The sequence below is a fragment of the Solitalea longa genome, from assembly GCF_002920915.1.
Classification (GTDB): domain Bacteria; phylum Bacteroidota; class Bacteroidia; order Sphingobacteriales; family Sphingobacteriaceae; genus Solitalea; species Solitalea longa.
Genome location: NZ_PQVF01000002.1, coordinates 233384 through 248152, shown reverse-complemented (window position 1 = coordinate 248152; position 14769 = coordinate 233384). Strand labels below are relative to the sequence as shown.

Here is a 14769-nt window from a genome sequence, read left to right as displayed (position 1 = left end):
TTGAAAAATGATTATGGCATTAAAAATCTGAAGTTCTCAATGTTTTTAAGTGCAATACCAGTTCCGCGAACAACTGCACGAAGTGGATCTTCAGCAACATGAACCGGAAGTTTAGTTTTTGCAGCAATACGTTTATCTAAACCACGAAGTAAAGCACCTCCGCCTGTCAAATAAATACCTGTTTGGAAAATATCTGCAGAAAGCTCAGGAGGAGTGATCTCCAATGCTTTTAAAATAGCCTCTTCGATTTTAGAAATAGATTTATCTAAACAATGAGCAATTTCGGTGTATGAAACCATGATCTGCTTTGGAACACCCGTCATCAGGTCGCGTCCTTGAACAGCAAAATCTGCAGGTGGTTCTTGCAACTCAGCTAAAGCCGAACCTACTTCAATTTTAATCTTTTCAGCAGTACGGTCACCAATTAAAATATTATGCTGACGACGCATATAGTTTACAATGTCAGAATCGAAGTTATCACCCGCAACACGAATAGATTGGTCACATACGATACCGCCTAATGCAATAACTGCAATTTCAGTAGTACCACCACCTATATCAATGATCATGTTACCCATTGGCTCTTCTACATCGATACCAATACCGATTGCAGCAGCCATTGGCTCGTGGATCAAGTAAACTTCTTTAGCACCAGCAATTTCAGCCGAGTCGCGAACGGCACGTTTTTCAACTTCCGTAATACCCGAAGGAATACAAATAACCATACGCAGTGAAGGGAATAACCATCCCTTTCCACCATTGATCATTTTAATAAAACCACGGATCATATGCTCAGCCGCATCAAAGTCGGCGATAACTCCGTCTTTTAAAGGCCTTACAGTTTTAATGTTTTCGTGGGTTTTACCATCCATTTGCATTGCCTGGCGACCAATGGCGATCATCTTGCCGGTTTTACGGTCAAGGGCCACGATAGAAGGCTCATCTACTACTACTTTATCATTATGGATGATCAGGGTGTTGGCTGTACCTAAATCAATTGCGATTTCCTGGGTAAAAAAGTTAAACAGTCCCATTCGGTTTGTTGCTCGGTTATAATTATTAATTCTTACTTACTTAGTTGTTTTTTTAACAAGCGTAAATTTTACAATAAGTCGCTGTTAAATATAGAAATTAATGTTTAAAGTGACGCACTCCCGTAAAGACCATTGCAACATTATTATTATTGCAATATTCAATAGAATCTTTGTCTTTAATTGAACCTCCAGGTTGTACTACGGCTGTAATACCTGCCTTATCAGCAATTTCAACACAATCAGGGAATGGGAAAAATGCATCAGAAGCCATTACAGCGCCTTTCAGATCAAATCCAAAGGTTTCTGCTTTTAAGATGGCTTGTTTTAAAGCATCTACTCGCGAAGTTTGTCCAACACCGCTCGCCAATAAAACGTCATCTTTTACCAAAATGATGGTGTTTGATTTGGTATGTTTTACCAGTTTGTTGGCAAAGTGAAGATCTTTTAATTCAGCTTCAGTAGGAGCTTTGGTGGTAACGGTTTGCATTTGAGCAGGTCCTTCCATTGAAAGGTCTTTGTCTTGCTCAATAACGCCGTTTAATAAAGTTTTAAATTGTTTAGAAGAAAGCGCAACCGGTTTTTGGCGTAAAATAATACGGTTTTTCTTTTCTGTTAAAATGCTTAATGCATCTTCGTTATATGCAGGTGCAATTAATACTTCAAAGAATAACTTATTAATTTCCGTTGCAGTGGCAGCATCAACAGGTTGGTTGGTGATTAAAACACCGCCAAATGCCGAAATAGGGTCACAAGCTAAAGCTGCGTCCCAGGCATCTTTTAATACCGGGCGTGTAGCAACTCCACAAGCATTGTTATGTTTTAAAATAGCAAATGTAGGCTCAGTAAACTCTTCAATTAGCTGAACTGCCGCATCTACATCCACTAAATTGTTGTATGAAAGTTCTTTTCCATTCAATTTGTCGAACATAGCATTTAAGTCGCCGTAGAAAACACCTTGTTGATGAGGGTTTTCTCCGTAACGTAAAACTGATGAAGTTTGAATGCTTTGTTTAAAAAGATGTAATGGTTCGTCGTTGTTAAACCAGTTAAAAATTGCAGTATCGTAGTGCGATGAGATGTTGAACGCGCGTTTGGCAAGTTCTTTACGTTGTTCAATGGTAGAAACCCCGTCTTGCTCTCTTAAAATTTGTTCAACATAGCCATAGTCGTTTTTAGAAGCTACGATAATTACGTCTTTATGATTTTTAGCGGCTGCACGAATCAACGAAATGCCGCCAATGTCAATTTTTTCAATTATTTCCTGCTGAGTGGCACCAGCTGCAAGCGTTTCTTCAAATGGATAAAGATCAACTATTACAAGGTCAATTTCAGGGATGGTAAATTCTGTCATTTGTTGGTTATCAGAGTCATTTTCTCTGCGAGCCAAAATACCACCGAAAATTTTAGGGTGTAATGTTTTTACACGGCCCCCTAAAATTGAAGGATAACTGGTCATGTCTTCAACCGGTGTAACATCTACACCAAGGTCACGAATAAAAGTTTCGGTTCCTCCGGTTGAAAAAATAGTTACTCCCAATCGATCAAGTTCTTTGATGATTGGTTCAAGATTGTCTTTGTAATAAACTGAAATTAAGGCGTTTTTAACTTTTACAGGGTGGTTCATCTTTCAAAAAAATCAAGGCGCAAAATTAGAAAAAATAATCTGCTTTAATTCGCTGTTTTCTAATTATTTCGACATTTTTTTCAAGAGGTTTTCAATTACTTTCGGATAGTGCAGATGTTCGAGCTGTTGTCCTTTATAAGCAATCATATCCACATCATCTCCCTGTTCAATTTTATACTTGGATTGGTGAATAATTTCGCCTTCATCAAAATGTTCGTTAACGTAGTGGATAGTGATACCCGATTCCTGTTCAGCGGCTTCTAATACTGCTTTATGAACACGGTTTCCATACATTCCTTTGCCACCAAATTTGGGTAATAATGCCGGGTGGATATTGATGATTTTAGTAGGAAAGGCTTTAATGAGGTTTTCCGGGATCAGCCATAAAAAACCAGCCAGTACAATAAGGTCGATGTTTAAGCTTTGCAACAGTTTTACTACCTCGTCGGAATGGTAAAATTCGTCCCTGTCGAAAACATGAGTTGGAATTTCAAAATTGTCAGCTCTTTGCAAAACATAAGCATCCGGACGATTAGCCAAAACTATTGACACTTCCACGTCTTTGTTTTTTTGAAAATGTTCAATTATTTTCTGTGCGTTTGATCCTGATCCTGAGGCAAATATGGCAATTCTCTTCACGTTTGGTTTTACTTGTATTTTTTTAAAAAATTTAACCGTAATAATACACATTTTGATAAAAACAGTTAGCTCAAATCTTCTTTTTGAGAAAATAGTTTTTATTATTTTTTGACAGCGTTATAAAATCAAATCTTTTGATTTTCAAGAGTAAGGTTTGGGTAAAACTAATTTCAATTTAAAACCCAAATGACAGATATATTAAATTCTTTTTGGTAACTTTTTCATAAAACAATTATTTTAATTGTTGGTTAATTTGAGTTGAGAAATAAGTTTTGGTGCGTTTTACAGCTCTATTCAGTTACACTACTATTTTCTACGTAAATGCTCCGATCAATAAAGTTTAGCATCTTAATCAAAAGGTTAACTCTGATTTTTTGCATCGTTTTATATGCATTTAAAAGTTTTCCTCAGCAACGCCCCAAAATTGGTTTGGTTTTAAGTGGAGGAGGAGCTAAGGGTTTGGCTCATATTGGAGTGCTAAAAGCCATTGACAGTGCAGGGTTAAAAATCGATTATATCACCGGGACCAGCATGGGTGCAATTATGGGGGGATTATATGCGGCAGGTTATACCGGAAACGAAATTGAAATCATTGCTAAGTCAACCTCCTGGGATCGACTACTTACCAATCAACCAGATTTACGCAGTATTGTTTATGAAGAAAAATCGGAGTTCGATCGCTACGCCATTGAATTGCCCTTGGTTAAGGGGAAAGTGAAAATAAGAACCGGTGTATTAGAAGCACAGGAACTATGGTTAACCTTCGCAAAACTTTTTCTGCCGGTTAATGATGTCAGGGATTTTTCTAAACTCAAAATTCCATTTAAATGTATAGCTACTGACGTTGCCACCGGAAAAATGGTAGTAATCGATAAAGGCAATATTATTAATGCAGTTAGAGCAAGTATGGCAATACCGAGTGTTTTTACTACGGTTGAGTACAATGGGATGAATTTGATTGATGGCGGGGTGGTGAGAAATTTTCCGGTGCAGAATGTGAAAGAAATGGGTGCCGATTACGTAATTGGAGTAAATGTTGGGCAAGGATTACAGTCGAAAGATAAGTTAAACTCGGCTTTAGATGTTTTGTATCAGGTAGGATCATATCGTGAGGCTGAAGATTTTTTAAAACAGGTGAAAGAATGTAATTTATTTATAGAGCCTGACATTGAAGGGTACGGTGCGGGATCGTTTAATGATGCTGATTCAATTATGCAGCGTGGTGAAATGGCCGCCGTTAAATATTTTCCGGTGCTTAAACAATTTGCTGATTCACTTAATCGCTTATATCCTCCTGTAAAAACTAAACGCGATACCATTCCATTAAACTATAAGGTAAAGATCGACCGCATTGTTGTAAATGGATTAAAGGTGACCTCTTCCAGTTTTGTGATAGGTAAGATGGACCTTAAGCCGGGCCGATATTATAATGGTGAGCAAATTGCCGATGCGGTAAGGCGTGTTTTTGGAACACGAAATTATCAAAGTATTACCTATGAATTTGAAAGGTACGATGGTGATAAAACACAAATGACCTTGTATGCTAAAGAAAGCCCTCAAACGGCTGTTAAAATGGCTTTACACTATAATAGCTTTAGCGACATTGCCGCCATTGTCAATATTACTTCGCGTAACTTTCCGGTTAAAAACTCTCGTTCTTTATTAACACTTAATATTGGTAAGGACCCAAAGATAAGGGCGGAGTATTTTAAATATTTGGGAGAAAGCAGAAACTGGGGATTCAATTTTAGCCTGAAAAATATCAATTATGATCTTCCGCTGTATGTTGATTTTGAACAGACCTCCTTATACCGATACAGTTTTGGAACCATTGACGCTCGTTTGCAATACGCCATTAACCGATCAGTTGGTGTAGGTTTAGGAGCCAGTTATGAAATAACACGGTTAAAGCCCAAGTTTACCAGTATAAGCGAATCGTCGGGGTGGAACTATAATTGGAATACTTATTTCTTTTATGACATGAATTCACTCGACCGTAAGCAGTTTCCAACAAGTGGAATAAGTTTGTTTACTGGACTGGGATTAATTTTTGGTCAGAATCCCAGTATTGATTTTTTTGATTCAAATGGTGATCCTATCACCAACCTTGATTCACTTGGTATTACTTTCAATCCTTATTTACGTGGAGAGTTTAAACTTTCTTATTTCAGGTCATTAAATAAGCGTTCTACTTTAATCTGGCACGCCCAGGCGGGAGTTAATTTCGATCAGCAACAATCTTTTTTGAATCAGTTTGTTGTAGGGGGAGCCACAGATTTTCTTAGAAATCAGGTCCCATTCATAGGATTGCGTGAGGCAAATGTAACTACTTCCAGTATTGCAACCGGATTGGTTGGTTATCGGTATGAATGTTATCGAAATATATTTTTAACGGGAAAGTTTAACGCCGGCTATTATAACTTCAATGGAACATTTTTAGATGATTTGACTCAGGGAGATTGGATTTCGGGATATGGAATAGGGCTTGGCGTGAAAACAGCTTTTGGACCATTGGAGTTAACCATAATGCGTTGTGATCAGAAAGGAGGAGTAAGTGCATATGTGGATTTAGGATTTCATTTTTAACTTATCGATAAGTTACAAATGAAGGAGCTTTAATTGGGCTTACATTAAAGCGAAGATCGATAACGGTTTTGATTTGAAATGCAAATTTTTGACTGGTAGCCGGCGCCCATGGGTAATAATATCCGCCCAGTTTCAAGGTGTTAAATACAAGGCTTTCATTTCTGATTCTAAATCCAGCGCCAACGCCAGCATATAAATGTTTTCCGAAGATGAAATCATCGGTATCGCCGAGTTGAGAGAGTTCAATCGATGTAAAAGAGTTGAATCTGAATCCAAGAATTTCGAATAAACTGTAAAGCGCCAATTCGCTCTTTAGATTAAAACGCTGATACCCGTTTAGCGTGTTATTTTCAAAGGCCGTGAGACCAAAGCCATCATTAATGTTTACAGGTTTATACAATACCGGATTAAAACAGTTTATATAGCCCAGTTCTATTAAATGCCTGAAACGCATTTTTTTATAGATCATTAAGCGACTGTAAAAAGAGCCTCTTACGTTTAATACAATATCTTCTATGCCATGGTCAATAAAGCCCCCCAAGCCGATATATGCCAATGAAAAACCTTTGCCAAGAGCTTTTTGTCGTTCATATTCCGCGCCGGTATAAATTCGGTTTTTGTTCAAGCGGTGGTCACTTCCGATGGCCAATGTTGCATAATAACCGGTTGAAATATCTTCGGTTCTTCCAAAGCCAAAAAGATAACGGGTGTTATAGATCTCCTGTTGAAAAGCAATGAATTGTCCCAAACTAAATTGTCCATTGTTGTAATTCGGGTCGTCATTAAACTGAATTTGTGTTGGGCGTTCTAAAAATTCCTGATTATAATACCTGAAAGAAATGGCCCTTCGGCTTCTGTTATATTCACCTCTTTTATTAAATCTTTTAAAGTTGAAGGCATAGGCCAGCCACGTATCAAAAAGACGGTACTGATAATTACGAAAAACGGAATCGGGTTGGCTGTAAACATTAAGTGACTTATTGTATTTGAAGGCCATTCCTGCTGCAACACGGCTGCTCGATGAGTATAATGGGCGGTTCAGTTTAATAAAAAACGAACTCTCATAAACACCTGTGTCAATTGTGCCCTGCGTATTTAGTTGTGAATAACCGACAGAAGCATCGGTAAATGTTCCCATTAAATTGTATTTGGTATAGGCGAGGGCTGTACCTACCACTGGGCTTCTGTCGCTGTTTGCTTCTATTGCTGCATCAATGGCCTGTCCCTGACCATTGATATTGGTATGGTATAAGTTAGTTTTTACACCCGATAAGCCTGATATGGGATAGATAGCAATACCCGGCGCAAATACGTCTTGCGTTAGTACAGTTACCTCAACCGAATCACTGTTAGTGCCACATGGAGATATAAATATTCGTGCATCGTGTAAAAAAGGTAAGCTCCTCAAATAGCGGGCATTATCGGCTAATGTATAGGAGCTTATTCTTTCATTTTCTTTGAAGAATAGCGATCGATGGATGACAGATTGTTTGGTTTGGGTATGCACCTCGCTCAGTCGCTGCTTTAATGATGGACGTTCATCGGGATGAACAGGTGGTGAGAAGTTGAATATATTGGTTTGAACCAATTCTATTGATTTGATCACCTTGCCTTCATACTTTACATACTCCTTTATACTTTGCAGTTGTAAGTCAGATTCCGGTCTTCTATTTCTTGTTAAAAAACGCTTTGTTAACGAATCGATGTAAGACTTTCTCCATATGGAGTCTATACTGATGACGCGTTTTTTTGAGGTATCAGCCAAATCATGGAAAGATTTAGCTGATGAATTAAATGACAAACCCGTAATTACACAGAATGCAATTAAAAAGACGAGATTGGATGACTTTTTAAACGGTAAAAAATGTAAGGCAAATCGGCATCCCATATAAAGCGTAATCTCTCGTATAAGTTACAATATAGCTAATACGTTGTTATTTTACAGAAATTATGCCCGGGCATGAATCAACTTGCAAAATTTTACTTGTAAAGTATAACCAATTAAAAGGCAACGTTGCTCTTTGCTTCATACCATTTGATAAACGCTTCATTAATCAATTGATACTGAACTTTAATGGTTTCGGTCCAATATGCAATCGCTTCATCGTGCTGCTTGTTCTTGCATATTTCAAAAAAGGTTCGGTATCCATCAAAACTAAAATCATTTTCTTTAAAGGAGTTAAAATAGATATTCAAAACCATCAAATGACGTTTCAAAACTACCTCAGCAATGTGTAAAAAGTAGGGCATTTTACACGGCCCGTACATAAGATCCTGCATTTTTACGATGAAATGCATAAAGGTAGTACTCGATAGATTTTGCTCCGTTTTGTAAATTAGTTCTTCCGCCTGTTTAATAGTTGTAGCGGTATAATTAGGTAAAGCATGTTGCAATAATGTAGGCACAATGCTTATACGCATAATTTGAGTTTCGTTGAAAGATTGCGGTGTGATTTCCCTTACAATAGATCCTTTATAGGGTGATATTTCAAGAAAGCCTTCTGATTCAAGTAATCGAATGGCCTCTCTGATAGGAATTCTGCTAACGCCAAACTCTTCGGAAAGGTTTTGTTCTATTATTCTTTCTCCTTCTTTATAATTACCAAAAATTATTTCATTCCTTATTTTGTCGGCAACCTTCATTGAAAGTGTTTTTGCCGTAATTTTTTTTGTTCGCTCTTTCATTTCCTGCTATAAAAGGGCTATTGATTTACAATATCGATTGATGTGAAAAAAGTATTAAATGACCCCAACGCTTATGTATTTTAATTTTCAATAGCGATGTAATAAAGGAAAGTTAATTAATAATATCAATAAAAAAGGGTTAAGCAAACAGGGAAAATACCTTAAAATGGAAGTGTAATCGTTTTTTTACATTCGTTTCTTAATTGCTTTAGTTGTCCAGTTAAATCTTAAAGCCGAAAAACGTAAAAGGAAAGAAACTCCTATGGCAACCAATGCTGCTATTTGGGCATTTAAATCAAAGCCTGCTCCTAAAACTAAAAAGGTTACAATGGCTACAACAGAAGTTACGGAATAAAAGTGTCCGGGTTTAAATAATACTGATTCTTCTTTTGTAAGCAGATCCCTGATCAACCCTCCTCCAACAGCGTTAATAAAACCGATGATAAAGGCCGCAAAAACGCCTAACTCCAGGGCAATGGCTTTTTGGGTTCCAAAAACAGCATACATACCTAATGAAATAGCATCAACAATTTTAATGGTGGATTCCATTTTATGGTTAAGGTTATAAAAATAGATACCGGCTGTTCCGGCTATCAGCACCATTAAAATGTATCGATAATCCAGTAATATGGCTGGAGGGCCATGTTGAAGTAAAATATCACGGATAAATGAACCTCCGGTACTTGTAACCAAGGCTAAAATAAAAACCCCTATGAAATCATATTCTTTCTCAATTGCTTTAACTGATCCTGAAAAAGCGAATAAAAAGGTCGCTAGTAAGTCAAATACAATAGGTAGCTGGTAATGTCCATGAAGCTGTATTTCGTCCATAATATATGAGGATGGTTAATTGAATTTACAAGTTTATTATTTCATTCAAGCGGAACATAATACGCATTATCATCTTTATATCATATACTTTTTGCTAGGATTATTATACAGGTGACTATAATTATATACATATACTTTAATAATAAAACCATTAGTTTCTTTTTCTTATTATTAAAACATGTATGTTGATCAGTGTGTTTAAATCATTCATTATCTGTTTGTTACTGCGTTTTTATCAGTGTTTAAACATCAATTAAATAATTTGCAATTATCTCCTTAATATACAAGGCATAGTTTGTGGATTTAATTCTACAGATATGGGTTGTAATTTAAATTTTTGGGAAAAAATTTACATCTATAAATAATCAATCAATCAATCTACAGCCCTAATCGTTGATAAGCAACTAATTTAATTTATGCTTTCTAATCGAGGGACCATGAAACGTTATCTAATTTTAATGCTATTGATCATACAACAGTCAGTGTATGGTCAAAGAATTCTGTTCAAAGAAAACTATACTGGTAATTCCGGCAACGTAGAAGTATTCGGTAAGTATAGTTTAGGAGCTGTTCAACGCAGCAATTGTCCTATGGATTTCATCAAGGACACAGCCTACCCCACCTTAACCAAATGGGCATCATCTCCAACAGGTGATATTTACTGGACCAATGGAGCTGCCGTTTACAAGTACGATTTCGACCGACAGCAAAGTTCTTTACTTGAAGATAAAATCTATAATATTTCTGAGATGGTGGTGAGCGACCGATACGTTTATGTTGTTTCGCTTAACGAAAAGTTGAATGCTAATAATGGTAGCCGTTATGCAGCTGGACAAAAAGTGTATAGGATCAGTATTGCAAACGGTAAGAAGGAAACAGTGCCAATTCCCGATGGTTTGAATTTCACCAACCTCAGTGTATCAGACGATGGCAACACACTGTCATTTATTCACACGTTTAATTATGATGATCAATCATTGTGTGAATTCCGTCTATGTACTTTTGATGTAATTGCCAAGAGGTTGAATATTATTGATAAGGGGCAAAAGCGTAATGATGAGTATTTCGGCTCACCTGAAAAGTATAATTCGCTGGTTTGGATGGATAGTAATAAGATGCTGTACTTCAAGCATGAAAAGGGAAAGATAGGAGGAAGCATATTTGTTTACGACAAAATCCATGGGGTGAAAAATATTATGTTCAACAATGTGCTGGATAAAACCTTTACCTGGTTTAGCTTTTATGATCAATGGTTTTTATTTTCAGATGGCGAGCATATTTATAAAACACGTGATGGTATAAACAAAGAGATAGTCCTCGATAAAAATATCCAGCAGGCTGTTTTGGTTCAAAGATAATTCAGTGTTAGAGTTTTCATAGCGATTAATGGGCGGACTTCTTGAGCAAGGTCCGCTTTTTTTGTTAAAACAACAAAGGCCGGATAAACCGGCCCCTGGTATTTAAAGAATTATAAAAGGTACAAAATTACAGGTTGCCACGACGGCCTTGTTCCAATTCAATAGCTTCAAATAAAGCTTTGAAGTTTCCTTTTCCGAATGAGGTAGCACCCTTACGTTGAATGATCTCGTAAAATACAGTTGGACGATCTTCAACAGGTTTAGTAAAGATTTGTAACAGGTAACCTTCCTCATCACGGTCAACCAAAATATTTAGATTCTTGATCGCCTGAATATCCTCATCGATTTTACCAACACGCTCAAATAGGCTATCGTAATAAGAATCAGGAACAACTAAAAACTCAATGCCACGGCTACGAAGTTCTGTTACTGTATGAATAATGTCATCAGTTGCTAAAGCTAAGTGTTGAACACCCGCACCTTGATAATAATCGATATATTCTTCAATCTGCGATTTTTTCTTTCCTTCAGCCGGTTCATTGATAGGGAATTTTACAAAGCCTGAACCGTTAGAAACTACTTTCGACATTAACGACGTGTACTCTGTTGAAATATCGTGGTCATCAAAAGTGATCAATAACTTAAATCCTAACACTTCTTCGTAGAAGTTAACCCATTTATTCATTTCACCCCATCCCACATTTCCAACGCAATGGTCAATGTATTTCAAGCCAACTGGAGTTGATTGAACAGGAGGATTTTTAACAGCAACGAAACCTGGTAAAAATGCACCGTTGTAGTTTTTACGTTCTACAAACGTATGAATTGTTTCACCATAGGTTTTAATAGCCGACATTTTTACCTCACCAAACTCGTCAGTAATGGTTTTTGTTTCAAATTCAGGCTCTGCACCACGTTTTACTGTTTCTTGGAATGACTTTTCTGCGTCATCAACCCATAAAGCCAAAACTTTAACGCCATCGCCATGTACACGAACGTGTTCAGAAATATAACTGTTCGGATCGAATGAGGTAGTTAACACCAAACGAATTTTCTCTTGCTGTAAAACGTAAGAAGCTCTGTCGCGGATACCTGTTTCAGGACCTGCATAAGCTACCAGTTTGTAACCAAAAGCTACCTGGTAAAAGTATGCTGCTTGTTTCGCGTTTCCTACATAAAACTCAACGTGATCGGTACCTAATAATGGTAAAAAATCAGCCGATGGGTTATGGTCTTTGTGTAATTCTTTTAATTTGTTTATTGCTTCAGCGGTTGCCATAATTTTAATTTTTAAGTTGATATAGTTAATGGATTGCCCTATGCATGTTTTTCACATTGTGCAGGGCAGGTTACCACATAGCTAAATGCTCACTTAAAACGGCTAATAAATGCATATGTTTATTATTTATTTCGAGTTACGGATTCAGGGTTTCAAAACTCATAACCCGAAATTCGTAACTCGTATTAAAAACTAGTTAATATCTTCTTGCCACGATTTAAAATAATCGGGATCTTCAATTTCGATCGCTTCTTCCGTGATCATTAGCGGACGGAAAGGGTCAACCATTACAGCGAGTTCTTGAGTGTACTCTTGTCCAATGCTCTTTTCAACGGTTCCCGGATGAGGTCCGTGTGGAATTCCTCCCGGGTGAAGTGTAATTTGTCCTTTTTCCACACTCTTGCGGCTCATAAAATCACCATCTACATAATACAGCACCTCATCAGAATCAACATTGCTGTGATTATAAGGGGCAGGAATTGCTTCCGGATGGTAATCGTACTTACGAGGGCAGAATGAGCAAACCACAAAATTGTGTGCTTCAAAAGTTTGATGCACTGGAGGTGGTTGGTGAACGCGACCTGTTATCGGTTCAAAATTGTGAATAGAAAAGGCAAATGGGTAATGGTAGCCATCCCAGCCAATAAAATCGAAAGGATGGGTGCCGTATACATATGGATAGATCAATCCTTGTTTCTTAATCAATACTTTAAAATCGCCGTATTGATCAAAGGTTTCTAAATCCTGAGGGCGGCGAATATCGCGTTCACAAAAAGGAGAGTGTTCCAGTAATTGTCCGAATTCGTTTCTGTATCGTTTAGGAGTACGAATAGGACTGAACGACTCAACTATGAATAAACGATTATTTTCGTCATTAAAATGCAGCTGATAAATGGTTCCTCTTGGGATGACCAAATAATCGCCATACTCAAAAGGTAAGTTGCCATAACCTGTTTTCAAAACACCTGAGCCTACATGGATAAAAATCATCTCATCGGCCTGACTGTTCTTATAAAAATAATCAGTCATTGACTTGCGTGGTGCTGCCAGTGAAATATGCAGGTCGTCATTTACCAATACCGGTTTACGACTTTTCATATAGTCATCTTCTGGCTTAATTTTAAAGCCTTTTAAACTGGTATGGCGCAAATGCTTTTTGCGTGCAATTTTAGGTTCTACCGAATATGGCTCTTCTGTAGCTTTAACTATTGTGGGTGGATGGCAATGATATACCAGCGAATACAAGTTTGAAAACCCTTCGGTGGAAACTAATTCTTCGGCATATAATTTACCATCAGGTTTACGAAAAATCGTATGGCGTTTTGCCGGAATTGTGCCCAAACTATGATATATAGGCATACGAAATTAAAATTTAACGGGGTTAAATAAATTGGTTATTGATTGTTGGTATATTAATACCAATCTAAATTTACAAAGAAATAAGGGGAATACTTAAAAGGAATATTGGGCGAAAACGATTTTAGCAAGCAGCCCCTTGCGAAACAATGCCGTTGTACAGCTACTGTCCGAAAGTTTATGTTTAATTGCGTTTAAAATCATTTTCTCTTTATATTGAAGTTGGCTAAGATAGAAATTATTCTCATTAAAAAGTACATCCTCGTTTCGCCTAAAAATTTATAGTTTTGACCACCTTAAAAAACCTACTCAATGAAGTTAGTTAGTTATAAAACCGAGGACCGTGAACACTTAGGTGTTTACATCAATGGTCATATTTTCAATCTCCATTCACTAAATAAAGCTATTCCTGATGAAATGACTGCCTTTTTACAAGGTGGTGAGGAGCTGATGGAGCGTGCAAAGCAAATAGATGCAGATATTAAGGCGGGTAAACTTGAAGTTAGAGAAGAAATTTTCTTTGAACTTTTGCCTCCGGTTCCGCATCCAACCTCTTGCAGAGACGGTTATGCTTTTCGTCAACATGTAGCGGCAGCGCGTCGTAACCGAGGAGTTCCGATGATTCCTGAGTTTGATCAATATCCGATCTTCTACTTTACAAACCACAATGCAGTGCAAGGTTCGGGTGAAATAGAATGCATGCCTGATCATTTTCAAAAGCTTGATTTTGAATTGGAGGTAGCAGTAGTAATTGGTAAAAAAGGCCGTAACATTAAGGCTGCTGAAGCCGATGAATACATTGCCGGCTTTATGATCATGAATGATATGAGCGCCCGCACACTGCAAATGGAAGAAATGCTGTTGAACCTTGGTCCTGCTAAAGGAAAGGATTTTTCAACCGTTATTGGTCCATGGTTGGTAACACCAGATGAACTTGAGAAATTTAAAGTTCCTGCAAAAACCGGACATGTTGGTGCCAATTATAATCTTGATATGAAATGCTGGGTGAATGGCGTTCAGGTTTCACAAGGTAATGTTGCTGATATGGATTGGACTTTTGCCGAAATTATTGAGCGTTGCGCTTACGGTGCTGATATTTTGCCGGGTGATGTAATTGGTTCAGGAACTGTGGGTACAGGATGTTTTCTGGAACTTAACGGCACTGGCAAGCTTAATAACCCTGATTACAAAGAACAGTGGCTAAATGACGGCGACGTGGTTGAAATGGAAATTACCGGCTTAGGAATTTTAAGTAACACCATTAAAGCTGTTGAAACTGATTTTTCGATTTTAGGATTGAAGAAAAAATAAAAGATTTATCTTAGGTGGAATTGCGGAATTGTTGTCCATTCTTTAACCGCAAAGGCACAGTGCCGC

The 14769-nt window shown here is 37.4% G+C and carries 11 protein-coding genes; 3 read left to right on the top strand and 8 right to left on the bottom strand.

Translation table 11 applies throughout. From position 1 onward, the window contains the following. Nucleotides 1-11: 11 nt before the first annotated feature. The 3 genes from C3K47_RS03640 to purN all read right to left on the bottom strand — a co-directional run bounded on the left by C3K47_RS03640 (nucleotide 12) and on the right by purN (nucleotide 3348). On the bottom strand, nucleotides 12-1034 hold the full coding sequence (locus C3K47_RS03640) for a rod shape-determining protein (RefSeq protein ID WP_103787756.1): 1023 nt from the start codon (nucleotides 1032-1034) through the stop codon (nucleotides 12-14). A gap of 97 nt (nucleotides 1035-1131) precedes the next feature. Further along, complete coding sequence (gene purH / locus C3K47_RS03635; protein ID WP_103787755.1) at nucleotides 1132-2658, bottom strand: bifunctional phosphoribosylaminoimidazolecarboxamide formyltransferase/IMP cyclohydrolase; 1527 nt, start codon at nucleotides 2656-2658, stop codon at nucleotides 1132-1134. A 63-nt stretch (nucleotides 2659-2721) separates the two neighbouring features. Beyond that, a complete protein-coding gene (gene purN / locus C3K47_RS03630; RefSeq protein ID WP_103787754.1) occupies nucleotides 2722-3348 on the bottom strand; it encodes a phosphoribosylglycinamide formyltransferase in 627 nt (208 codons plus the stop codon). Nucleotides 3349-3618: 270 nt separating this feature from the next. Here purN and C3K47_RS03625 point away from each other — a divergent pair, with 270 nt between their 5' ends. Beyond that, a complete protein-coding gene (locus C3K47_RS03625) occupies nucleotides 3619-5883 on the top strand; it encodes a patatin-like phospholipase family protein (protein ID WP_103787753.1) in 2265 nt (754 codons plus the stop codon). 1 nt (nucleotide 5884) lies between these two features. Here the strand turns inward: C3K47_RS03625 and C3K47_RS03620 are convergent, their stop codons facing one another. From C3K47_RS03620 to C3K47_RS03610, 3 genes are all read right to left on the bottom strand, one after another. Continuing rightward, nucleotides 5885-7648 carry a BamA/TamA family outer membrane protein gene (locus tag C3K47_RS03620; protein WP_165784620.1) on the bottom strand — a complete coding sequence of 588 codons (1764 nt, stop codon included), beginning with the start codon at nucleotides 7646-7648 and terminating at the stop codon, nucleotides 5885-5887. A gap of 236 nt (nucleotides 7649-7884) precedes the next feature. After that, nucleotides 7885-8568 (bottom strand): GntR family transcriptional regulator, encoded by a 684-nt coding sequence (locus tag C3K47_RS03615; RefSeq protein ID WP_103787751.1) that lies wholly within the window; start codon nucleotides 8566-8568, stop codon nucleotides 7885-7887. Between the two features lie 186 nt (nucleotides 8569-8754). Continuing rightward, nucleotides 8755-9399 (bottom strand): trimeric intracellular cation channel family protein, encoded by a 645-nt coding sequence (locus C3K47_RS03610; RefSeq protein WP_103787750.1) that lies wholly within the window; start codon nucleotides 9397-9399, stop codon nucleotides 8755-8757. Nucleotides 9400-9836: 437 nt separating this feature from the next. Between C3K47_RS03610 and C3K47_RS03605 the strand changes: the two genes are divergently transcribed. After that, nucleotides 9837-10757: a hypothetical protein gene (locus tag C3K47_RS03605; protein WP_103787749.1), complete on the top strand. Its 921-nt coding sequence runs from the start codon at nucleotides 9837-9839 to the stop codon at nucleotides 10755-10757. A 127-nt stretch (nucleotides 10758-10884) separates the two neighbouring features. Here C3K47_RS03605 and hppD read toward each other — a convergent pair whose 3' ends face one another. Continuing rightward, complete coding sequence (gene hppD / locus C3K47_RS03600; RefSeq protein WP_103787748.1) at nucleotides 10885-12036, bottom strand: 4-hydroxyphenylpyruvate dioxygenase; 1152 nt, start codon at nucleotides 12034-12036, stop codon at nucleotides 10885-10887. A gap of 192 nt (nucleotides 12037-12228) precedes the next feature. Next, nucleotides 12229-13395, bottom strand: a complete 1167-nt coding sequence (locus C3K47_RS03595) for a homogentisate 1,2-dioxygenase (protein ID WP_103787747.1) — start codon at nucleotides 13393-13395, stop codon at nucleotides 12229-12231. A gap of 309 nt (nucleotides 13396-13704) precedes the next feature. Here C3K47_RS03595 and C3K47_RS03590 point away from each other — a divergent pair, with 309 nt between their 5' ends. Beyond that, nucleotides 13705-14703 carry a fumarylacetoacetate hydrolase family protein gene (locus tag C3K47_RS03590; RefSeq protein ID WP_103787746.1) on the top strand — a complete coding sequence of 333 codons (999 nt, stop codon included), beginning with the start codon at nucleotides 13705-13707 and terminating at the stop codon, nucleotides 14701-14703. Nucleotides 14704-14769: the final 66 nt, after the last annotated feature.

Bases quoted from the DNA above. Each gene is read 5' to 3' on its own strand.
- C3K47_RS03640 (WP_103787756.1), bottom strand. From the start codon at position 1,034: ATGGGACTGTTTAACTTTTTTACCCAGGAAATCGCAATTGATTTAGGT.
- purH (WP_103787755.1), bottom strand. From the start codon at position 2,658: ATGAACCACCCTGTAAAAGTTAAAAACGCCTTAATTTCAGTTTATTAC.
- purN (WP_103787754.1), bottom strand. From the start codon at position 3,348: ATGTGTATTATTACGGTTAAATTTTTTAAAAAAATACAAGTAAAACCA.
- C3K47_RS03625 (WP_103787753.1), top strand. From the start codon at position 3,619: ATGCTCCGATCAATAAAGTTTAGCATCTTAATCAAAAGGTTAACTCTG.
- C3K47_RS03615 (WP_103787751.1), bottom strand. From the start codon at position 8,568: ATGAAAGAGCGAACAAAAAAAATTACGGCAAAAACACTTTCAATGAAG.
- C3K47_RS03610 (WP_103787750.1), bottom strand. From the start codon at position 9,399: ATGGACGAAATACAGCTTCATGGACATTACCAGCTACCTATTGTATTT.
- C3K47_RS03605 (WP_103787749.1), top strand. From the start codon at position 9,837: ATGAAACGTTATCTAATTTTAATGCTATTGATCATACAACAGTCAGTG.
- hppD (WP_103787748.1), bottom strand. From the start codon at position 12,036: ATGGCAACCGCTGAAGCAATAAACAAATTAAAAGAATTACACAAAGAC.
- C3K47_RS03595 (WP_103787747.1), bottom strand. From the start codon at position 13,395: ATGCCTATATATCATAGTTTGGGCACAATTCCGGCAAAACGCCATACG.
- C3K47_RS03590 (WP_103787746.1), top strand. From the start codon at position 13,705: ATGAAGTTAGTTAGTTATAAAACCGAGGACCGTGAACACTTAGGTGTT.